At 38.3% G+C, this 20,468-nt stretch carries 18 protein-coding genes, 2 tRNA genes and 2 rRNA genes; 18 read left to right on the top strand and 4 right to left on the bottom strand.

Translation table 11 applies throughout. The features are described 5' to 3' along the window. The 11 genes from ACTWQM_RS13375 to ACTWQM_RS13425 all read left to right on the top strand — a co-directional run. Positions 1-126 (top strand): 23S ribosomal RNA (locus ACTWQM_RS13375); the annotation flags it as partial. Positions 127-306: 180 nt separating this feature from the next. Continuing rightward, a 5S ribosomal RNA gene (rrf, locus tag ACTWQM_RS13380) occupies positions 307-422 on the top strand. Positions 423-471: 49 nt separating this feature from the next. Further along, a tRNA-Met gene (locus ACTWQM_RS13385) sits at positions 472-548 on the top strand. A gap of 128 nt (positions 549-676) precedes the next feature. Next, a tRNA-Asp gene (locus tag ACTWQM_RS13390) sits at positions 677-753 on the top strand. A gap of 230 nt (positions 754-983) precedes the next feature. Continuing rightward, positions 984-1,955: a thiamine-phosphate kinase gene (gene thiL / locus ACTWQM_RS13395; RefSeq protein ID WP_443258666.1), complete on the top strand. Its 972-nt coding sequence runs from the start codon at positions 984-986 to the stop codon at positions 1,953-1,955. A gap of 9 nt (positions 1,956-1,964) precedes the next feature. Continuing rightward, positions 1,965-2,420: a tRNA (adenosine(37)-N6)-threonylcarbamoyltransferase complex ATPase subunit type 1 TsaE gene (gene tsaE, locus ACTWQM_RS13400; protein WP_443258667.1), complete on the top strand. Its 456-nt coding sequence runs from the start codon at positions 1,965-1,967 to the stop codon at positions 2,418-2,420. Between the two features lie 18 nt (positions 2,421-2,438). Further along, positions 2,439-3,146: a tRNA (adenosine(37)-N6)-threonylcarbamoyltransferase complex dimerization subunit type 1 TsaB gene (gene tsaB, locus ACTWQM_RS13405; RefSeq protein ID WP_443258668.1), complete on the top strand. Its 708-nt coding sequence runs from the start codon at positions 2,439-2,441 to the stop codon at positions 3,144-3,146. Continuing rightward, positions 3,139-3,588 (top strand): ribosomal protein S18-alanine N-acetyltransferase, encoded by a 450-nt coding sequence (rimI, locus tag ACTWQM_RS13410; RefSeq protein WP_443258669.1) that lies wholly within the window; start codon positions 3,139-3,141, stop codon positions 3,586-3,588. The genes tsaB and rimI overlap by 8 nt, the downstream gene beginning before the upstream one ends. Further along, positions 3,585-4,595, top strand: a complete 1,011-nt coding sequence (gene tsaD, locus ACTWQM_RS13415; RefSeq protein ID WP_443258670.1) for a tRNA (adenosine(37)-N6)-threonylcarbamoyltransferase complex transferase subunit TsaD — start codon at positions 3,585-3,587, stop codon at positions 4,593-4,595. The genes rimI and tsaD overlap by 4 nt, the downstream gene beginning before the upstream one ends. Before the next feature lie 371 nt (positions 4,596-4,966). After that, complete coding sequence (locus tag ACTWQM_RS13420) at positions 4,967-6,139, top strand: FtsW/RodA/SpoVE family cell cycle protein (protein WP_443258671.1); 1,173 nt, start codon at positions 4,967-4,969, stop codon at positions 6,137-6,139. Between the two features lie 233 nt (positions 6,140-6,372). Then, positions 6,373-6,552, top strand: a complete 180-nt coding sequence (locus tag ACTWQM_RS13425) for a hypothetical protein (RefSeq protein ID WP_443258672.1) — start codon at positions 6,373-6,375, stop codon at positions 6,550-6,552. A 137-nt stretch (positions 6,553-6,689) separates the two neighbouring features. On the opposite strand, the gene ACTWQM_RS13430 is transcribed toward ACTWQM_RS13425, so the two are convergent. After that, positions 6,690-8,612: an ABC-F family ATP-binding cassette domain-containing protein gene (locus tag ACTWQM_RS13430; protein ID WP_443258673.1), complete on the bottom strand. Its 1,923-nt coding sequence runs from the start codon at positions 8,610-8,612 to the stop codon at positions 6,690-6,692. Between the two features lie 134 nt (positions 8,613-8,746). Here ACTWQM_RS13430 and moaC point away from each other — a divergent pair, with 134 nt between their 5' ends. Genes moaC through ACTWQM_RS13445 form a run of 3 tightly spaced genes read left to right on the top strand, consistent with a single transcriptional unit; the run spans position 8,747 to position 11,335 of the window. Then, positions 8,747-9,241: a cyclic pyranopterin monophosphate synthase MoaC gene (moaC, locus tag ACTWQM_RS13435; RefSeq protein ID WP_443258674.1), complete on the top strand. Its 495-nt coding sequence runs from the start codon at positions 8,747-8,749 to the stop codon at positions 9,239-9,241. Between the two features lie 2 nt (positions 9,242-9,243). Beyond that, positions 9,244-9,873, top strand: coding sequence for a redox-sensing transcriptional repressor Rex (locus tag ACTWQM_RS13440; RefSeq protein ID WP_443258675.1), 630 nt, complete (start codon positions 9,244-9,246; stop codon positions 9,871-9,873). Positions 9,874-9,919: 46 nt separating this feature from the next. Then, positions 9,920-11,335, top strand: coding sequence for an MDR family MFS transporter (locus ACTWQM_RS13445; RefSeq protein ID WP_443258676.1), 1,416 nt, complete (start codon positions 9,920-9,922; stop codon positions 11,333-11,335). A 439-nt stretch (positions 11,336-11,774) separates the two neighbouring features. Here ACTWQM_RS13445 and ACTWQM_RS13450 read toward each other — a convergent pair whose 3' ends face one another. Then, on the bottom strand, positions 11,775-11,969 hold the full coding sequence (locus tag ACTWQM_RS13450) for a YdiK family protein (RefSeq protein ID WP_443258677.1): 195 nt from the start codon (positions 11,967-11,969) through the stop codon (positions 11,775-11,777). A 7-nt stretch (positions 11,970-11,976) separates the two neighbouring features. Beyond that, positions 11,977-12,690, bottom strand: coding sequence for a lysostaphin resistance A-like protein (locus ACTWQM_RS13455; RefSeq protein WP_443258678.1), 714 nt, complete (start codon positions 12,688-12,690; stop codon positions 11,977-11,979). Between the two features lie 411 nt (positions 12,691-13,101). Here ACTWQM_RS13455 and groES point away from each other — a divergent pair, with 411 nt between their 5' ends. The 4 genes from groES to ACTWQM_RS13475 all read left to right on the top strand — a co-directional run bounded on the left by groES (position 13,102) and on the right by ACTWQM_RS13475 (position 19,444). Continuing rightward, on the top strand, positions 13,102-13,386 hold the full coding sequence (gene groES, locus ACTWQM_RS13460; RefSeq protein WP_443258679.1) for a co-chaperone GroES: 285 nt from the start codon (positions 13,102-13,104) through the stop codon (positions 13,384-13,386). A 50-nt stretch (positions 13,387-13,436) separates the two neighbouring features. Then, positions 13,437-15,080, top strand: a complete 1,644-nt coding sequence (gene groL / locus ACTWQM_RS13465) for a chaperonin GroEL (protein WP_443258680.1) — start codon at positions 13,437-13,439, stop codon at positions 15,078-15,080. A gap of 283 nt (positions 15,081-15,363) precedes the next feature. Further along, positions 15,364-16,860 carry a 23S rRNA (uracil(1939)-C(5))-methyltransferase RlmD gene (rlmD, locus tag ACTWQM_RS13470; RefSeq protein WP_443258681.1) on the top strand — a complete coding sequence of 499 codons (1,497 nt, stop codon included), beginning with the start codon at positions 15,364-15,366 and terminating at the stop codon, positions 16,858-16,860. Between the two features lie 1,135 nt (positions 16,861-17,995). Continuing rightward, the gene (locus tag ACTWQM_RS13475; protein ID WP_443258682.1) at positions 17,996-19,444 is read left to right on the top strand and encodes a PQQ-dependent sugar dehydrogenase; all 1,449 of its coding nucleotides are present in this window, start codon (positions 17,996-17,998) and stop codon (positions 19,442-19,444) included. 47 nt (positions 19,445-19,491) lie between these two features. Here ACTWQM_RS13475 and ACTWQM_RS13480 read toward each other — a convergent pair whose 3' ends face one another. Then, positions 19,492-20,052: a hypothetical protein gene (locus ACTWQM_RS13480; RefSeq protein WP_443258683.1), complete on the bottom strand. Its 561-nt coding sequence runs from the start codon at positions 20,050-20,052 to the stop codon at positions 19,492-19,494. Positions 20,053-20,468 lie beyond the last annotated feature (416 nt).

Consider the following 20,468-nt stretch of genomic DNA (forward strand, 5'->3'; position numbering starts at 1 on the left):
AAGATGAGACTTCCCATCACTTCGAGTGAGTAAGATCCCTCAGAGACGATGAGGTTGATAGGTCCGAGGTGGAAGCGTGGTGACACGTGGAGCTGACGGATACTAATAGATCGAGGACTTAACTAATTAATACTGATGGAATGTTGATGTAGAGCTCTTATTTAGTTTTTAGGGTATAAGTTTACAAAAAACCCTTGCATTTTTACTTGAAAATGCGTATAATATATCTTGTCTCGCAAATTAAGATAAAGACTTTCTGATTATTTATTCACGTCTTATAAATAACAAAGAATGAAACTCTTTAGGTCTGGTAGTATTAGCGGAGAGGACACACCTGTTCCCATGCCGAACACAGCAGTTAAGCTCTCCAGCGCCGATGGTAGTTGGGGCTTTGCCCCTGCAAGAGTAGGACACCGCCAGGCCTTTCAGATTTATTCTGGAAGATAAGAAAAGGTTAATATTATCTCATATCGCGGGGTGGAGCAGTCTGGTAGCTCGTTGGGCTCATAACCCAAAGGTCGCAAGTTCAAATCTTGCCCCCGCAACCATAATAATTTACTATGATGGATGCCATCAGTTTTTATTGAAAGTCTAACGTGTTTTAATGCAACGAAATTACTTCAACTGTCTACGTTGAATAAGTTATCATCATTAGGTAAATTCACAAACATATCTTGGTCCGGTAGTTCAGTTGGTTAGAATGCCTGCCTGTCACGCAGGAGGTCGCGGGTTCGAGTCCCGTCCGGACCGCCATTACTTTAAAATCATGATTTCCAATGGAAGCATGTTTTTTTATTTCTACATAGAAACTCTAATAAAAATAGCTAATATAACCGCCGTTTCCCTGCAACCTGGAAACGGCTTTTTAAATTTGGCTGACAAGATCAAACAGCCCCAATAATAGGTAAAACAACGATTGCTTTTTCTTTTTATCTCTTTTTGCTATCATTAACATAGTTAACAATGAGAAGTGGTGGTAAGCTATGGATGAGTTTTCATTTATAAATTCGATTAAACAGCAGACTTATAAGCAATCTTCAGTTATAAAAGGTGTTGGAGATGATGCAGCAGTTTTTCGTAATACATCCCAAGATACTGTAACAGCTGTAGATACCTTTGTTGAGGAAGTACATTTCTCAAGAGCAACAATGGATTCATTCCATATTGGGTATCGATCACTTGCTGCAAACATTAGTGACTTAGCGGCAATGGGTGCGACACCAGCATTTTATCTTGTATCTGTTGTAATCCCGAAGAACTGGTCTGATGAAGAGCTGACCCAACTGTACAAAGGGATGAGCCACCTGGCATTCTTACACAAAATGGACCTAATAGGTGGTGACACAGTTTCGGGGAAAGAGATGTCGATTTCTGTAACTGTAATTGGCTTTGTTAATAGAGGGAAGGCTAGATATCGCAGTTCTGCAAAGCCAGATGATATTGTGTTCGTTACTGGTACTTTGGGTGATTCTCAGGCGGGGTTTCACATACTTAATAACCCGGGTAGTTTTAAGGAAAAGGAATACTATTATTCTAAACACCGTATGCCTGAACCAAGAGTAGCATTTGCTAAAGAACTGGAAAGTTTATCAAGGGTTGCATTGAATGATATTAGTGATGGCATTGCTAATGAAGCGAATGAAATATCTGAGGCATCGGAAGTAAGTATAACCATATATGAACCAAAACTGCCAACAAGTACTTCTTATAACCAATTCCCTCCAGAACTTCAGCGTGAGTGGATGTTGTTTGGGGGAGAAGATTTTGAACTTGTAGGTACCATTTCAAAAGCCGAATGGGGATACTTAAAGACTATTGCTGAAAAAACTAATACACCACTTAAAGAAGTTGGCTATGTTGATTTAAGTAAAAGTAATGAACATAAAGTGTTTGGAGTCAATCAAAACAATAAAAAGATACTTTTGGAAAAAAAGGGTTATACCCACTTGGAGTAGGTGAAAAGAATGAGCGAACATCAAATAAAGGTAAATTCTGTTGAAGAGACAGGGAAAATAGCTGAAAGTTTAGCTTTATTATTGAGGCCAGGTGATGTGATTACATTGGAGGGGGATCTTGGAACTGGGAAGACAACTTTTACAAAAGGGATCGCTAACGGACTTGGTATTAAACGTATCGTAAACAGTCCTACATATACAATTGTGAAAGAGTATGAGGGAGAACTTCCTCTTTATCATATGGATGTTTATCGATTGGAGAACTCCGATGAAGATATTGGTTTTGACGAATACTTTAACGGAAACGGAATTTCGATAGTAGAGTGGGCATACTTTATTGAGGAGTATTTACCAGAAGAGCGTTTAAATATAAAGTTTTCTTACCTTGATGATCGTTCCCGTTTACTGGAATTCACTGCTATGGGCACACATTTCGAATGGATTACAGCCGAGTTATTCGGTTAACTATAAGGAGTCAGTTGAATGAATATACTTGCAATGGATACATCAAATCAAGTATTGGGTATAGCCTTACTTAAAGATAATAAGCTAATAGGTAAGGTCGTCACAAATATAAAAAGGAATCATTCAGTAAGGTTAATGCCCGCAATAGATCAATTAATGCGTGATGTGGATATGACACCAGACCAGCTAGATAAAATTGTAGTTGCAAAAGGCCCTGGGTCATATACCGGTGTGCGGATTGGTCTTGCGACAGCCAAATCCATGGCGTGGGCATTGGATATTCCGATTGTCGGGGTCTCGAGTCTCAAAGTTCTTGCATATCAAGGCAGATTTTTTAATTCATACGTATGTCCATTTTTCGACGCTAGGCGAGGTTTAGTTTTTACTGGATTATATCGCTGGAGTAATAGTGAGCTTAAATTAGTGAATGAGGAAAAAAATATGCTCATGGAGAATTGGCTGCAGGAGTTAGCATCGACAAAAAAAGAAGTGGTATTTTTAAGTCCGGATCTAGAACTTCATCAAGAAACGATTCAGAAATATATGGGAGATCGAGCTGTTATCCCAAACGGCGACAATCATATGGCTGATCCAGTTCATTTGGCGTTAGCTGGTTCAAATCAAGAGCCAGATGTAACCCATACATTGACACCGAATTATTTACGCTTGGCAGAAGCTGAAGCCAAATGGCTTAGTGCACAAAAGGAAAAGCAAAAAAATGGCTGAGTTAGTTATTCGGGAAATGAAGTTAGCTGACATTGATCATGTTATGGAGGTTGAAAGGGCCACATTTGATTCACCATGGCCAATGGATATATTTCTGCAGGAAATAAGTGATAATCAGCATGCACACTACTATGTCATGGAAGTAGACAATTATGTTGTTGGTTATGCAGGGATGTGGCTTGTTATTGATGATGCACAGATTACAAATATTGCTGTAACCCCTGAATATCGAGGAAACAAGTTAGGAGAAAAATTGTTTTTATATACAATTGAACAGGCGATACGACTGGGAACAAAGAGGCTATCATTGGAGGTCCGAATGTCTAATAAAGTGGCGCAGCGAATGTATCGGAAGTTTGGACTAGTCCCTGGTGGAGTCCGCAAAAATTATTATACGGATAATCAGGAAGATGCTATTGTGATGTGGGTGAATTTATCATGAGAAAAGAAAATTATATTGTTGGAATTGAAACGAGTTGTGACGAAACTGCTGTTGCGATCGTCAAAGATGGTAGAGAGATCATTTCTAATGTTGTTGCTTCACAGATTGAAAGCCATAAACGATTTGGAGGAGTTGTACCAGAAATAGCTTCACGTCATCATGTAGAACAAATTACAATTGTTTTAGAAGAGGCTTTTAATGAAGCAAACATTACATGGGATCAAATTGACGCCATTGCTGTGACAGAAGGCCCAGGCTTAGTTGGTGCCTTGCTTATTGGTGTTAATGCAGCAAAGGCGCTTGCATTTGCAAAACAAAAGCCTTTAGTAGGAGTCCATCATATTGCAGGACATATTTACGCTAATCGTTATGAACAGGAGTTTCAGTTTCCACTATTAGCTCTAATCGTTTCTGGTGGGCATACTGAGCTTGTTTTAATGAAAGGTCATGGGAAGTATGAACTGATTGGAGAAACACGTGATGACGCGGCAGGAGAAGCATATGATAAGGTTGCACGAATGCTTGAATTGCCATATCCGGGTGGTCCTTATGTTGATAAGTTAGCTGCAGCTGGAGAAGAAAATATCGATTTTCCACGTGCTTGGCTTGAAGCAGACAGCTTTGATTTTAGTTTTAGTGGATTAAAATCATCCGTAATTAACACTATCCACAACGCGAGGCAGCGCGGTGATGAATTGAAAAAAGAGGATATTGCTGCAAGCTTTCAGGCGAGTGTTGTCGACGTGTTGTCGACGAAAACGTTAAAAGCAGCTAATGCCTATAAAGTAAAACAAGTTATTGTTGCGGGAGGTGTTGCAGCCAATAATGGATTGCGTAAATCCTTGAATGAAAAGTTCAGTAATACGGATATACCTTTATTAATTCCACCATTAAAGTTATGTACAGATAACGCTGCGATGATTGCAGCAGCAGGCTATATTGCGTTTGAACAAGGAAATCGGTCTGGTTGGGATTTAAATGCAAACCCATCACTTGTGTTAAAATAAATAATTATTGCTTTTGGTATAGCTTGATAATTTTTAGAAAACTTGGCTTATCGCCAAGCCTTAGTTGCACTTATGAAGTAAGAAAGTATCTATACTTTCTTATCTGCTAACAAGAACATGTGCGACTTCTTGAGCTTTACCCACAGGATTGTGGATATTTTTTGCGAAAGCAGGATTTCATTATGTTCTTTATGTGGATATAAATTGTGGATGAATCAGTGGATAACTGTGGATTTTGTGCATAACTTTGTTCGAAAACGGGTGTATTCACTATTTATCTGTGTATATGTTTGTGGATTATCTTAATAACTTCTAACTAACTAATCAAACGTTTGATCAATATCTAAAGAAAGAAATTTGGTGGAGATTCAATGTCGAATAAACAATCCTACTATATACAAAGTGATTTTATTATATTACTTACTTTATTCATATGTGTGAGTTTAATATCCATTTATAATGCACAACAATTACCACAGTATGATGGGGAAACCTTTGTTCTGAAGCAAATTACATGGTTTACTGCTGGTATCTTAATGGCAGGGGTTATTCAATTTTTTGATTTAGATCAACTATATAAAGCTAGTATTTTTATTTATATCGTTGGTGTTCTTGTTTTAATTGGATTGTTAATGAGTCCGGAAAGTATAGCACCAATTATCAAAGGTCAAAAAAGCTGGTTTACCTTGCCTGGAATGTCGATGCAGCCAGCTGAATTCACGAAGATTACAACAGTAATGTTGCTGGCAGCTGCTATTAGCAGGCACAAACAGAAGTATAATATAAGTTCTTTAAAAAGTGATAGTTTACTGTTTTTAAAAATTGTTTTAATAACAGCAATTCCAGTAATTTTAATCATGTATCAGCCGGATTTTGGTACATCAATGGTTTATATATTCATAGCTTGTATGATGGTTCTGTTGTCAGGTATCGACTGGAAGATAATTATCGGCTTAATTTTAGCATTTACTATTATTATTGGCGGTGTAGTGGGGTTAACCGTTAAATTCCCTGAAGTGTCGCAGGAGTTAATAGGACTTGAAGAATATCAGGTAAAACGTGTTACCAGTTGGCTCGATCCTTCACAGGAAACAACTAATGACACCTTTCAATTTGACCGGTCAATACGTGCGCTCGGATCGGGGCAGTTATTCGGTAAAGGATTAAGCAGTTTGCAAGTGGGAACGCCTGATAATCATACAGATTTTATATTTTCAGTAATTGGAGAAAGCTTTGGATTCCTTGGCACTGCAATAGTTGTCTTTCTCTACTTTCTTTTATTATACAAGCTTGTGACACTTGGTTTAAGCAGTTCTCAGCATACACCATTTGGTGCCTACTTGTGCTTAGGATTTATGAGCATATTATTGATTCACGCATTTCAGAATATCGGCATGACAATAGGGATTATGCCGATAACTGGAATTCCGTTATTACTAATTAGTTATGGCGGGAGCTCGGTATTGGCAACAATGATAGGACTTGGGCTTGTCTATCGGGTGGCTGTGGAGTATTCTGTCCAACAGGATTATCTTTTTAAATAAAAGGCAAGCCCGCCGTTACTAAAAAAGTATTGCTACTCGAAATAATGATTCGCTAAACAGTCGAAGTGGATCCTCATTCCGTTAAATAGTAGAAAAGGTGCTCTCGGAGGGGTGAGACGGATCCTCGTTCCGTTATTAGCAGAAAATCAGCCAAATTTGAGGCAGAAATGGCAAATAGCGGAATGAGGATCCGAACCCAAGCTTAAAACAAGGGTTTTTAAGGAAATAACGGAATGAGGATCCGCCAAAACAGTAGACCGGATCCTCATTCCGTTATGTTCTATCATAGATTTGGGGTAGTGAATAATAAAGTGGTAGAAAAGCCGAAACTAGCAGATCTGATTTTTCATAGTAGTGGCAACTGCGGACGAGGCAGCCATGTACAATTTTATCTGCTAAAAAATAAGGCTTAGAGAATTTACTTCTCTAAGCCCTTTAATGTGATTTAAGCTGTGAAATCAGTTTGTAACCCTTCGAATAATAGTGTGTACTTTAGCTTTTTGCACCTAACAAGCCTAACAAGCCTAACAAGTAAACCCGTTAAGATCTGTCATGTGGTTTCCTCTTGTAATGCTGTCCATTCTTCCATAAATTGCTCGATTTCCTGTTTGAGTTTACTGGTTTGTTTCGTCAGCTCTAACGATTTTTCATGATCCTGAAATACTTCCGGTTCGGTCATTTGTTGTTCAATCGTGGCCAATTCAGTCTCAAGGTTTTCAATTAATGACTCTAATTCATCAATACGGCGCTGTCGTTTACGCTCTTCACTGCGAATCATTTTTTCCTCTTTAAATTTGTTTTTCCGCTGATCCTGTGTATGCACAACTTCTGTTGTCTGCTGCAGCTTCTCAATTTCAGCTTCTTCCTGTTTCTTCTCAATATAATAGTCATAATCACCTAAATAAACAGTAGCTCCATCTTGTTGCATTTCAACAACCTGATCGGTAATTTTATTGATGAAATAACGGTCGTGTGATACAAAGATGATTGTCCCTGGAAATTCCATCAATGCTGCTTCAAGCACTTCTTTACTATCAATATCCAAATGGTTGGTAGGCTCGTCGAGTACAAGGAAGTTTGCTTGTTGCATCATCAGTTTTGCTAGCGATAATCGCGCTTTTTCACCCCCGCTTAGTGAATAGACAGACTGCAAAACATCATCACCAGAAAATAAAAAGTTACCTAGTACAGTACGAATATCCTTTTCATCTACAGCTGGATAATCATCCCACAACTCGTCCAGAACAGTCTTAGATGATGATAAAGTTTGCTGTTCTTGATCATAATAGCCAATCTGTACATTTGTACCAACATGAATCGATCCACTTGCAGGCTGCAGATTTCCAAGGATTGTTTTTAATAATGTTGTTTTCCCAACTCCATTAGGACCCACCAGGGCAATTCGTTCGCCTCTGTTAACATGTATTTTTACATTGGAAAAAACAGGATTTTCCTCATATTGAAAGGATAAATTATCTATCTTTAATACATCATTACCACTTCTTCGGTTAATTTGAAATGAGAAGGATGCGGATGATTCGTCTCCCTTTGGTTTGTCGAGCTTTTCTATTTTTGCCAGTTGCTTACGTCTGCTTTGGGCTCGTTTTGTTGTGGATGCACGTACAATATTTTTTTGAATAAATTCTTCTGTTTTTTTTATCTCAGTTTGCTGCTTTTCGAATTCCTTTAGTTCCTGCTCATAATCCAACGCCTTTTGTTCTAAAAATTTACTGTAGCTGCCATGGTATTTCTTCGTTTTGTGACGGGAAACTTCATAAACTATTGATACAGTTTTATCGAGAAAGTACCTATCGTGCGAAACGATGGTTACTGCACCGGGATAGTTGGCTAAATAGTTTTCCAGCCACGCCAGTGTTTCAATGTCGAGATGGTTTGTTGGTTCATCCAAAATTAAAAGTGCTGGCTTTTTTAACAATAACTTTCCTAGAGCAAGGCGCGTTTTCTGACCCCCGCTAAGCTCATTTATTGGTGTTTGATAATCGAAATCATGAAAATTTAAGCCGGTTAGTACTGCCTTGATATCTGCCTCATACCGGTATCCGCCTTCATCATCAAACGCCTGTTGTTTTTTGTCATAATCAAGCAGAAGCTGTTCATAGTTTGCATCAGAAAGCGTTGCAGCTCGTTCCATTTCTTTTTCCAGACCGCGAAGTTCTTGCTCCTTAACAAGCAAGTGTTCAAAGACTTCTACCATTTCATTCCAGATGGTCTTGTCAGATTCAAGTCCAGTATGCTGCGACAGATAGCCTGTAGTTAGGTCTTTTGGTTTAAATAGTTCACCTTCATCATGAGAAAGTTCACCAGCCATTATTTTTAATAATGTTGACTTGCCTGCACCATTTCTGCCAACAATTGCTATACGATCTTTATCTTTAATTTCAATCTTTATATTTGATAGAATTTCGTCTGCTCCAAACGATTTGGACAAACCATTCATTTGCATAATAATCATTTCGTTCACCTCATCCTATACAAGTGTATCGTATAATGAATTACCTGAGCAATCATATTGTGAAATAAATCACGACGTATATGATTTTTTCTGATAGAATGGGTCTTAATAAGACTTAGCTTGGAGTTGAGAAGATGGCAGATTTTACTCACTTTAATGAACAAGGCAGAGCGAAAATGGTTGATATTAGTGAAAAAAGTGAAACCGAACGGACAGCAACTGCTATTTCGAGTGTTCAAGTAACCAAGGAAATTTATCAAAAGATAACCACTAACAAGATAAACAAGGGAGACGTGCTGTCGGTTGCCCAAGTTGCCGGAATAATGGCTGCCAAAAAAACATCTGACTGGATACCGATGTGCCATCCCCTACAATTAAAAGGAATTGATATTTCGTTTGATTGGGAGACTGATAATGATACATATGTCCTGCAGATACAGGCATTCGTCAAGACCAAAGGAAGTACAGGTGTTGAAATGGAAGCATTAACATCTGCTTCTGCTACGGCACTTACGATATATGATATGTGTAAAGCAATTGATAAAGGGATGGTAATTGGCCAAACGTATGTATTGTCGAAAAAAGGCGGTAAATCAGGAGATTACTATCGTGAAGATCAGGGGGAGTAATGATGGAGCAAAATCAAATTCCACAGGCGACGGCTAAGCGGCTGCCATTATATTACAGGTTTTTGAATAACTTAAATCACCAAGGGAAAAAACGCGTATCATCAAAAGAACTGAGTGAGGCAGTAAAGGTAGACTCTGCTACAATCAGAAGAGATTTTTCCTATTTTGGTGCATTGGGTAAAAAAGGGTATGGCTATAATGTCGAATATTTGCTTGGATTTTTCCGAAAGACATTAGATCAGGACGAGGTTACTGAAGTCGCACTTATTGGTGTGGGAAATCTCGGGACTGCTTTTTTACACTATAATTTTATGAAGAATAACAATACAAAAATAGTAAAGGCATTTGATACCAATGCAGAAAAGATTGGAACAGATATTGGGGGAGTACCGATATACCACATTGAAGACCTGGAGGAGAACATGAAAGGGGTAAGTGTGGCAATTTTAACTGTACCGGCGAATGAAGCACAAACCATTACAAACAGGCTTGTTGATTATGGCGTTTCCGGGATACTTAATTTTACTCCTGCAAGAATTACGGTTCCTGAAAAAATTCGTGTTCATCATATTGATTTAGCAGTGGAATTACAATCGTTAATCTACTTCTTAAAGCATTATCCATTGGATTAGAATTAAAATTCAGGTACATTAACTTCTGTTACTGGAGGCAATTTGCATGCGAAGAATAGATTCTAAATGGCTTGTAGTAATGTCAGTATTGTTTGGAACGTTTACTGTAATTTTAAATAACAGTATGCTAAATCCAACGTTGCCAACCTTTATGCGACTTTTTGAAGTTGATGCTGTAGCGGTCAGTTGGCTGTTGACGATTTTCATGGTGTCGATGGGAATGACAATGCCACTTACAGGTTACTTGGGTGACCGTTTCGGGAAAAAGCGTATTTACATAATAGGATTAATCATATTTATGATTGGCTCGATAACAGGGGCGCTTTCGTCTGATTTAGGTATGATGATTATTTCAAGAGCAATTCAGGGTACTGCTGGTGGCCTAATGATGCCAATAGCGATGGCACTTATCTTTAACGCATTTCCCAAAAATGAACGAGGTCTCGCAGTTGGAATTTATGGTGTTGCAGCAATGGTAGCACCTGCAATTGGACCAACCGTTGGCGGAGTCGTTATCGAGTTTTTTGCATGGCAGTTTCTTTTTCTGTTTAATCTGCCATTTGCTGTTTTAGGAGTAATATTTTCGACTAAGTACCTAGCACCAACCGAAAAGAATCAGGATCTTAAATTTGACCTTCCTGGATTCCTGTTAATCACAAGTGGGGTCGGCTCAATACTGTACGCACTGGGGCGGGGATCGACCTTGGAGTTATTGCTCTCACCATTAAGCATTGGATTAATTATCACAGGACTTATCCTAATCGTTATTTTTGTGAAGTATGAGAACAAACAAGATCAACCTCTGCTTGATTTATCAATTTTTAAAATACCAACATATACCGTTTCAATTGCTGTAACGGCTACTGCATCAATTGGATTGTTTTCAGGAATATTCCTGTTGCCGCTATTAATTCAGGAAGTTTATGAGTTAGGAGAAATTCAGACAGGTTTATTATTTTTACCTGCTGCCTTATTAAGTGGTGTGTTTATGACTTTGGGTGGAAGAATATTGGATAAAAAAGGCCCAAAGTACGTGATTCCAATTGGTCTTGTTATTCTTGGAGGATTCACACTTGCTCTAGGATTTAATACGTTGTCTACATCATTTTGGTTTATTCTGATCCTGAACGCTGCCCGTGGTGCAGGACTTGGTATGTGTAATATGCCGGCAACTACAGCTGGAATGAACACGATACCTGACCATCAGGTTGCACAAGGATCAGCAATGAATAATGTAATCCGACAAATATTTTCATCGTTCGGAATCGTCTTTTTCTCAATTTATTATGAGGTACGGCGTGCACAACTGTTTACGCAGGATATGGAAACACAACAGGCTACATTGCAAGCATTAAACGAGGCCTTCATAATTGCCGGTGTATTCATTCTCTTAATGGTTCCAGTTTCTTTTGTCATGAAGGGAACCGAAGAACTGAATAACTTAAAAAGAAGTAACGCATAGCATAAGGGGTTCAGTTTAACCTTTCGCCCCGAACCCATTTTTAACGGAATGAGGACCCGCTTCGACTGTTAGGCGGATCCTCATTCCGTTATTTCCTTGAAAATCCTCGTTTTAAGCCTGGGTTCGGATCCTCGTTCCGCTATTTGTCATTTCTACCTCAAATTTGTCTAATTTTCTGCTTTTAGCGGAACGAGGATCCGTCTCACCCTTTCGAGAGCAGCTTTTCTGCTAAATAGCGGAACAAGGATTCACTTCGATTGTTTGTCGGATAAAATTGCTATTTTCAATGTTAATTCAGTTGATAAAAACAGAAACACGAAATGTAATTGTTTTCTCCGCTAAAATCAAGCTAGAGAGGTGCTTTCATACAAAAGTACTTTTTCACTGCATAAGTACAACTAAGGTTATTCACCTAAGGGCCCGGCGAATGCTCAGTTTTCTAATCTTTTTTCTTTAACTTAAAATGGATGACCAGCATTCGAATACCGACACCGAAATCAAGTGTCGCAAACAATGCGAGAAGAATCGTTATAAAGCTCCATCCGGACTCCCCTGTACTTTGTACTGCCATATATGTAAAAAGTATCCCCAGCAGGAAATAAATAACAAACATAGCTTTTGGTGAGATTTTCATATCTGTATTAGCCTCCAATTAAAATCATCTGCATTTGCTCAAGTTGCTTCTGCATTTTTTCAATATCTTCAGGGTCCAATGAAAATTGTACGATTACAGAAATAGAGTTTAATGCCATGTGAACAATAATAGGAACAATAATTCGTTCCGTTTTTACATATAGAAAAGCAAAAACAAATCCCATCGACGCATATATCAGAAGGTGCTGTGGTTCACCATGGATGATTCCGAAAATAAGCGCGGAAAGTAAGGCCGCAATAAAAAAGTTTGTTCGACTATATAATACTCCGAAGATTATTTTTCGAAAAATAAGTTCTTCCAATATAGGGGCAATGATTGCTGGAATAATCATAAATATCGGTGCTGACCGCGTAATATCCATAATCATCTCTGTATTTTGAGAACCTTGTTCGATATTAAATACATTTGTTTCAATTGTTACTGCGATGGCTTGGGCAAAATAGGCCATAAAAATACCAGCAAATGACCACAGAACAACCCTTCCGATTGATGCTTTGTTTCTGGACTGCGACATTTTCATATCTGGCTTCATTAATTTTAAAACAATTAAAAGAGCAATAATAAAGCTGAATATTGTCCAATAGATAACTGCATCCTGCCGACCTATTGGTAAGGTTAAAAGCAGGATTGGTACAAACAGTAATCCTGAAAATTGCATAATTAAATATGTTAAAATCACATACCAATAACGTTTCGTCAAAATATAACGACCCCTTTAGCATTCATAATTAATATAGTGTATGCTTTGGTAAATATCTCTATTAAAAAAAGTTGGCTTATCTTAAAGGGGGTTCTTATGAGGTATGCTTTACTTCTTAGAACCCCTTATGCTCAGGAGTGCAAGCCTTAGTTCCAATTCTGCAGTAAGAGAATAATTAAAATTTCTTAACTGCTTAAAAGAAAAACTCTATAAATATTTTATCATAATATCAGTACACGTTATAATAGAATGGTTTAGATGGACATACAATGATAAAGTTGAAAAAATTTAAAAGAGAATACTTGCATTTTTTAGCTGATTTATTTATTATAATAATTGGAATTAGCACTCGCTATATTCGAGTGCTAACAAATTATAAAAATACGAAAAGGAATTAAGGAGGTTGTGTACATGATTAAACCACTAGGAGATCGTGTAGTAATCGAGCTTGTTGAGCAAGAGGAAAAGACAGCAAGCGGTATTGTCCTTCCAGACTCTGCAAAAGAAAAACCACAAGAAGGTAATGTTGTGGCGGTTGGTTCTGGCCGTGTAACAGACAATGGAGAAAGAGTTGCTCTTGAGGTAAGTGAAGGAGATCGTATTGTTTTCTCAAAGTTTGCTGGAACAGAAGTGAAATACTCAGGCACAGAATACTTAATTCTACGCGAAAATGACATATTAGCTGTTATAAGCTAAATTAAAATGTCAGAAAGATATATCATACGAATTAAAGGAGGATATTTTCTATGGCTAAAGAAATCAAATTTAGTGAAGACGCTCGCCGCGCAATGCTCAATGGCGTGGATACATTAGCAAATGCTGTAAAAGTAACATTGGGGCCAAAAGGTCGTAATGTTGTTTTAGATAAAAAATACGGATCACCATTAATTACAAATGATGGTGTTACAATTGCCAAAGAAATTGAACTTGAAGATCATTTTGAAAACATGGGTGCACAGCTTGTATCAGAAGTAGCATCGAAAACAAATGATGTCGCTGGTGACGGTACAACTACTGCAACTGTATTAGCACAATCTATGATTCGCGAAGGGTTGAAAAACGTTACATCCGGAGCTAATCCTGTAGGTGTTCGTCGTGGGATTGAAAAAGCTGTAGAAGCAGCTGTAGGCGAATTGAAAACAATTTCAGAGCCGATTGAAAGCAAAGAGTCAATTGCACAGGTTGCAGCAGTATCTTCAGGTGATGAAGAAGTTGGCGGTCTGATTTCAGAGGCAATGGAACGCGTCGGAAATGATGGTGTAATTACGATTGAGGAATCAAAAGGCTTCAATACTGAATTAGAAGTAGTTGAAGGTATGCAATTCGATCGTGGGTATGCTTCTCCTTATATGGTTACAGACCAGGATAAAATGGAAGCAGTACTTGAAGACCCATACATTTTAATTACAGATAAAAAAATCGGCAACATTCAAGAAGTATTACCAGTACTAGAACAAGTAGTACAGCAAGGCAAGCCACTTCTAATGATTGCTGAGGATGTTGAAGGGGAAGCACTTGCAACATTAGTTGTGAACAAGCTTCGCGGAACATTTAATGCTGTAGCAGTTAAAGCACCAGGCTTCGGGGATCGTCGTAAAGCAATGCTGGAAGATATCGCGACACTAACTGGCGCTGAGGTAATTACTGAAGATCTTGGACTTGACCTGAAAAGCACAACAATGGAGCAACTAGGTCGCGCATCAAAAATTGTCGTTACCAAAGATCATACAACAATGGTTGAGGGTGCAGGAAGCCCTGAAGCAATCTCTTCCCGTGTAGCACAAATCCGTGCACAGGCAGAAGAAACTACTTCCGAATTTGATAAAGAAAAACTACAAGAACGTCTTGCTAAGCTAGCAGGCGGAGTTGCAGTCATTAAAGTTGGTGCTGCAACAGAAACTGAATTAAAAGAACGTAAACTTCGCATTGAAGATGCATTAAACTCAACACGTGCAGCAGTTGAAGAAGGTATTGTTGCAGGTGGTGGAACTGCCTTTGTTAATGTACTTAGCAAGGTAGGCGGACTATCACTTAAAGGTGATGACGAAGCTACTGGTGCAAGTATTGTACTTCGTGCATTGGAAGAACCAGTTCGTCAGATTGCACATAATGCAGGTCTAGAAGGTTCTATCATTGTAGAGCGCCTAAAAGGTGAAAAAGTAGGCATTGGCTATAACGCTGCTAATGGCGAATGGGTAAACATGGTTGAAGCAGGAATTGTTGATCCTACAAAAGTTACTCGTTCAGCACTGCAAAACGCAGCATCAGTTGCAGCAATGTTCCTAACTACTGAAGCAGTAGTAGCAGACCACCCAGAAGAAGATGGCGGTGCCGGTGGCGGCATGCCAGACATGGGCGGCATGGGCGGCGGAATGCCGGGCATGATGTAATCCAGAAAATGACCTGGGAGTTGAACTATACTTCCATTCCCTTGATATAAAAGGGTTTTTATGTAAGTGAAAGTATGACTTAACATTGTAAATATAATAAGAGGCTTTTCTTAAGTTAAATCTAACTTTTGAGAAGCCTCTTTTTTAATCTCTCTTGTTAGATATCTGTAAAATTTTTGTGTCGAAAGTGACCAAGGCGATTTTTACGATAGTTCGTTTTACTTGCTGGCTTTGTTTATTATATAATGAGGTGTCAAAGAAGAAGGAAAGATGGGAAGTGCCTATGACTAAAAAAAAGAATAGCGATTCTAGAAAAAAGGGAAAAAACCACAATAAATCTGAAAAACAGTACGTGGCACGTGGGAGTCGAACGGAAGGCGGCAAATCAAAAGGAAAGCAAACGGCAAACGATTCTCGTAAGCATAGCCAGAAAACCGTAACCGCAGAGGTAACCTGCTCAGGTCTGACCAATGATGGAAAAGGCATTGTCCAGTGGGAAGGGAAACAACTGGAAGTAGCGCATCTAATGCCTGGTGAGACGGCTGAGGTGAACATTTCTAAGAAAGGGCGCTTTTTCGATACAGAGCTGAAGCGGGTGATTAAACCTTCAGAAGACCGTGCCAATTTATCGCGCTCATCTTTTTACGAGGGCGTGGGGTGCCAGATTCAGCACATGAATGAGCATGCTCAAAAGCGTTTCAAACAGAAAATCATAGATGAACTTATGAAGCCTTTCGGAAAACCAGAGCCAATCATAACCATGGAGCTTCCATTTTACTACCGTAACAAAAATGTTATGACATTCGGTTTGAATAAAAAAAGGCAAATTATATGTGGGCTATACGCTGAAAATACTCATCAGATAATACCAATGGAAAGGTCCATCATCCATGATCAAAAAGCGGATGAGATTATTCAAACCATCAAGGGTATGATGAAATCCTTTAAAATGCAGCCTTACAACGAAGACACTGGGAAGGGATTTTTGCGACACGTGTTGGTGAGGGTTGGGAAGAAAAGTGGTGAGATCATGGTAGTGCTGGTAGCTGCTTCACCTATGTTCAAGGGCAGTAATAATTTTGTGAAAGCACTAAGAAAAGCCCATCCAGAAATTACGACTATCCTGCTGAACGTCAATAATCGGGACACCAGCATGGTTCTGGGCAAGCAAGAGAAAGTACTGTTTGGCAAGGGCACCATAACAGATACCCTCTGCGGACTAAAGTTCGATATCTCGGCGAAATCCTTCTATCAGATTAATCCGGTCCAGACGGAAAAGTTGTATGCAAAGGCAATTGAAATGGCAGAGTTGACTGGAAAGGAAACTGTGGTGGATGCGTATTGCGGTATCGGCACTATTGGTCTGATTGCCAGTAAGAAAGCCGGAAAGGTCATTGGTGTGGAGTTAAATAATGATGCGGTTCGTGATGCTATCCACAACTCAAAGCGGAACGGCGTAAAAAATGCCCGATTCTATCAGGGTGATGCCGGGGAGTTCATGGTGCAGATGGCAGCACGCGGTGAGAAAGCCGATGTGGTGATTATGGATCCACCGCGAAGTGGGAGTGACGAAGCGTTCTTATCCAGCGTGGTGAAGCTGCAGCCGAAGCGGGTAGTATATGTGTCCTGTAATCCGGTGACGCAGGCAAGGGATTTGAAGTACTTGGTGAAGAACGGCTATGAGGTTGAAGGTATACAGCCGGTGGACATGTTTCCACAGACGATACATGTGGAGTGTGTGTCGCAGATAGTTTTAAAGGAAAAAGCAGGAACCCAATAAGGGTTTCCTGTTTCTATAAAGTTTTTGGAGCTGAGAAACGATAGTAAATTCTTAGAGTACTATCTTCCTGAATGTCGATCCGATTAATTAGACAGTGCTAGACCACAGATGTTAGTTCATCGAAGTTAAGGAAGGTAAGAAGTTCCTGTTTTAACTTGTCAATATTATCAACAAGCTGTTTCTTATCTATTGACAGTAATAACAATCCACATTACGTTGGTGACCTATTCAAGGACGTACAACCACTGTTAGTTAGAACAAATAATAGACCGCTCGGGCCATTCAGATGACCAAATAATCTAAAATGTGTACCCTTATGTTACATAAGAAATGAAAGAAGAAGCTTCCCAAAAGTCTGCTCAACTTATGAGAAGCTCCTTCCTTTTTTTATAAGTAAGTGTCAAATAATCCTCACGTATGAATGATAGGTCATCCATACGATAATCTTCCTGGAAATAATTCAGAAGGTATAGAACGGAAAAAGCGGTTTGATGCTTGGAAGGCAAGCGATATGAGTGTGGCCAAGTGATGCCGGGAACAGGGATTAAAAGTTCATGAAATATATTACTGAATAGATAAATTTGAACACGGTGAATCTTTCCCTAATCAAACTTCTGATACACAGTTGTGGTGTTAATTCTTGGTTTAAACCTGCAATGACTAAAATCCTCGCCTTTCTATTTTGTACGGTTTTGATTTGGATAGATGCTAAGGCTTCTGTTATTTTGCAATTTTAGAGAAGGCTCCAGTAATGTTAATACAATTTATTCTAGATGTGCCATGCGTTACCGCTTGAGCTAAAACCCACCTATGGAATGTCCGGTTACATTGACTTCCAAGTTAGGATTGCCATTTAGGTCTATGATGTATTGCCTACAAGTCTGCCAGCTATTGGGGCTTGCCAATTATTATTGTATATCCCTATGCCTATATCTGCCACTGTGTCATTCACTAAGTCGAGAGTAATTCCCTTTCTATAAATATGAGAATACGAAACCCCCTCCTTCATTTGAGTAACCTTTTTGCGGAAAATGGTACCATTGCCTGGTTAGGTTCCCCGTCATAAATTGGTACTTATAGAACAATTCAAATCATATTCTTATAAAAGAAATCAATATGAAGGGGGTTAAGTTAGTTGAAAAAAGTTAAAGTGAGATTACGACCCATTGTAAGTAAATTAAATTTACCCACTGTTTTAAAAACAACTATACTTCCAGGGGAATCATTTGAAAGTTTATTTATTGCAACCCAGGTAGGCGAAATCTTTTATATAGAAAACGGAGTAGTTAGAACTTTTTTAGATATTCGTCCCCGAATCCTAAAACTGGGTATTTCTGAGGGGGGATATGATGAACGGGGGTTGCTAGGACTAGCGTTTCATCCCCAGTTTTATTATAATGGTTTGTTTTATCTTCATTATTCAGCCGCTGGAACACAAGGCCCAGGTGCACTGCCTAATTCAGAATCTGCAAGACAAGGTCATGGAGCTCTTCCTGAACATTTTAAGCCTAACCCATGTGATCCCAGTACCTTAAACCTAAAGTGGATAAATAGAGAAACTCAATATGATCATATTGATACCGTTGAAGAATGGATTTTACAATCGAATGATCAACCTCAAAAACGACGGACATTACTTAACTTAAGAAGACCATTTTTTAATCATAATGGTGTCAATAGCTTAAATTTTTCACCTGAAACAGGAAAACTTGTTTTAACAACCGGAGATGGTGGATCAGGATATGATCCATTTAACTTAAGCCAGGACGATTTAGAAATCGCTGGTAAAATAATTGAAATCGATGTAAGTAAGAATACTTACATCAATAATCCACCCATTGTCACAAGGTTTAATGAAATTCCCATAACTATTCAGGAAACGCTTACGGTAATGGCCAAAGGGGTTCGCAATATACCAGGCATTTCATTTCAAAGGTTTTATAATCAGTATATGAAATATGCGGGGAATGTCGGACAGCATTTGGTCGAATCGATTTTTTCATTCGGCCATTATAAACCCATTCCGGTTACTCAGCTTATTCAAGCTTCCTTAATGAATTCTGAACCTGATGAAGGTTTTATTAACTTTGGCTGGAGAGGTTGGGAAGGTGCTTTTCCTACTCCGATTATGAGCGACTGCACTAATAATCCGAATTTGGATGAGAAAACTATTGCTTATTACAATGAAGCAGTAGCACTTTCAGGGAGTCGTCTTCAGCCTTTAACGAGTTATTTTCATCAAGATACCAGACCAGATAAGTTTGCAGGAACTGCACTTACTGGCGTCCAGCCATATATGGGGAACAGAATCCCTGGTTTAACAGGAACCGTTGTGTTTACCGATTTTGCCCGGAAAGAATCTCAATCTCAGGTTAGAGGGGCTTTAGCATTTACCAGCGTGAGACCAGATGGTAAACAAAATGATTTTAGTGTGATTCAAACCGATTATGAATTTGGGTCTCAATCAGCCTATTATGTTAGTTTGGGAACAAATATGAATCAAACCAGATTATATTTAGGGGTTTATGGCTCTATGAAAGTGACCGATTTTAATCAAGGCACTGTTTTTGAAATAGTTCCATGAACCACTCAAATAGGTAGTTTCTTAGACTGGAGAGATTTTTATAATCACTAAATAATAATCATTTTTAATCTTTTAAAAATGATTAAAGCAATTTCAACCCATAACCAGCTATAAAGGAAAGCAAATAAAAAAATACTTCCAGCTGTAAGAAATGAAAAAGAATCTGAGACGGATGGACCTAAAACTGGAAATTGAAAAATAAATAGTAAGCTCAAAATTCCTGACATTAAAAGGATTGTGCTAGTAACAATAATACTTAGTCTCTTTCTAAAAATGTAAAAAGATGTCCCTATGCCAAGTCCTAACAATCCTGTTGTAAAAGGAAATACAATTAATTCAGTTGGTTGTATTATAAATAACAATATAATTGTCAGAAAATAGGACTTTACTCCGATTGAAATGGAAAACATAGAACCTAACAGAATGGGTGCAGTGGCAAGCGCACTTAAAAAATATCCGATACCTGGTAAAAAGCCTCCTGCAGATTGGAGAATAGCAGCGATACCGGCAAAATTAGATACTATAATGAGCTTCATCGTTTTATTATGTTTACTGAATATTATTTGAGATAAACGAATCTCATCAGAAATAGGTTTAAAAAAATACACTTTTCCACCTCATTCTAAATGGTTTATACGTTACCATATATTATATTTACCACTTATTAGAATTGGAACTTATTATTATTAGTTTAAGCATCAATATCCTATGTAATGAAAAATAAGCTAAATAAAGAATCTCTCTAGAACTTAATCGATAAAACTAAGGATATACACTTTTATAGGAACTTTAAGTCTTTTTGTATTTATAGTTGATCATGTAAAACAATAACCTCATTAACCTTATTTAGATATCAATACGGTGAACCATATTACAAGTAAGGTGATTGAAGAATTTCATCTTAAGCAACAGACATTATTCTGAAAAAAGTTGATATATTAAACATTGATTACTGAACAGTATAACCATACTATTCAACAGAAAAAATTAAGGCTAGGTTTTGAATCCTATATATAGGTAAACA

Origin of the sequence: Virgibacillus sp. L01 (genome assembly GCF_052246775.1) — a bacterium.
In the GTDB taxonomy this organism is placed as follows: domain Bacteria; phylum Bacillota; class Bacilli; order Bacillales; family Amphibacillaceae; genus Lentibacillus.

What these genes read in the sequence shown, in the direction of transcription:
- thiL (WP_443258666.1), top strand. Translation starts at nt 984, where the DNA reads ATGGATGAGTTTTCATTTATAAATTCGATTAAACAGCAGACTTATAAG.
- tsaE (WP_443258667.1), top strand. Translation starts at nt 1,965, where the DNA reads ATGAGCGAACATCAAATAAAGGTAAATTCTGTTGAAGAGACAGGGAAA.
- tsaB (WP_443258668.1), top strand. Translation starts at nt 2,439, where the DNA reads ATGAATATACTTGCAATGGATACATCAAATCAAGTATTGGGTATAGCC.
- rimI (WP_443258669.1), top strand. Translation starts at nt 3,139, where the DNA reads ATGGCTGAGTTAGTTATTCGGGAAATGAAGTTAGCTGACATTGATCAT.
- tsaD (WP_443258670.1), top strand. Translation starts at nt 3,585, where the DNA reads ATGAGAAAAGAAAATTATATTGTTGGAATTGAAACGAGTTGTGACGAA.
- ACTWQM_RS13420 (WP_443258671.1), top strand. Translation starts at nt 4,967, where the DNA reads ATGTCGAATAAACAATCCTACTATATACAAAGTGATTTTATTATATTA.
- ACTWQM_RS13425 (WP_443258672.1), top strand. Translation starts at nt 6,373, where the DNA reads ATGAGGATCCGCCAAAACAGTAGACCGGATCCTCATTCCGTTATGTTC.
- ACTWQM_RS13430 (WP_443258673.1), bottom strand. Translation starts at nt 8,612, where the DNA reads ATGATTATTATGCAAATGAATGGTTTGTCCAAATCGTTTGGAGCAGAC.
- moaC (WP_443258674.1), top strand. Translation starts at nt 8,747, where the DNA reads ATGGCAGATTTTACTCACTTTAATGAACAAGGCAGAGCGAAAATGGTT.
- ACTWQM_RS13440 (WP_443258675.1), top strand. Translation starts at nt 9,244, where the DNA reads ATGGAGCAAAATCAAATTCCACAGGCGACGGCTAAGCGGCTGCCATTA.
- ACTWQM_RS13445 (WP_443258676.1), top strand. Translation starts at nt 9,920, where the DNA reads ATGCGAAGAATAGATTCTAAATGGCTTGTAGTAATGTCAGTATTGTTT.
- ACTWQM_RS13450 (WP_443258677.1), bottom strand. Translation starts at nt 11,969, where the DNA reads ATGAAAATCTCACCAAAAGCTATGTTTGTTATTTATTTCCTGCTGGGG.
- groES (WP_443258679.1), top strand. Translation starts at nt 13,102, where the DNA reads ATGATTAAACCACTAGGAGATCGTGTAGTAATCGAGCTTGTTGAGCAA.
- groL (WP_443258680.1), top strand. Translation starts at nt 13,437, where the DNA reads ATGGCTAAAGAAATCAAATTTAGTGAAGACGCTCGCCGCGCAATGCTC.
- rlmD (WP_443258681.1), top strand. Translation starts at nt 15,364, where the DNA reads ATGACTAAAAAAAAGAATAGCGATTCTAGAAAAAAGGGAAAAAACCAC.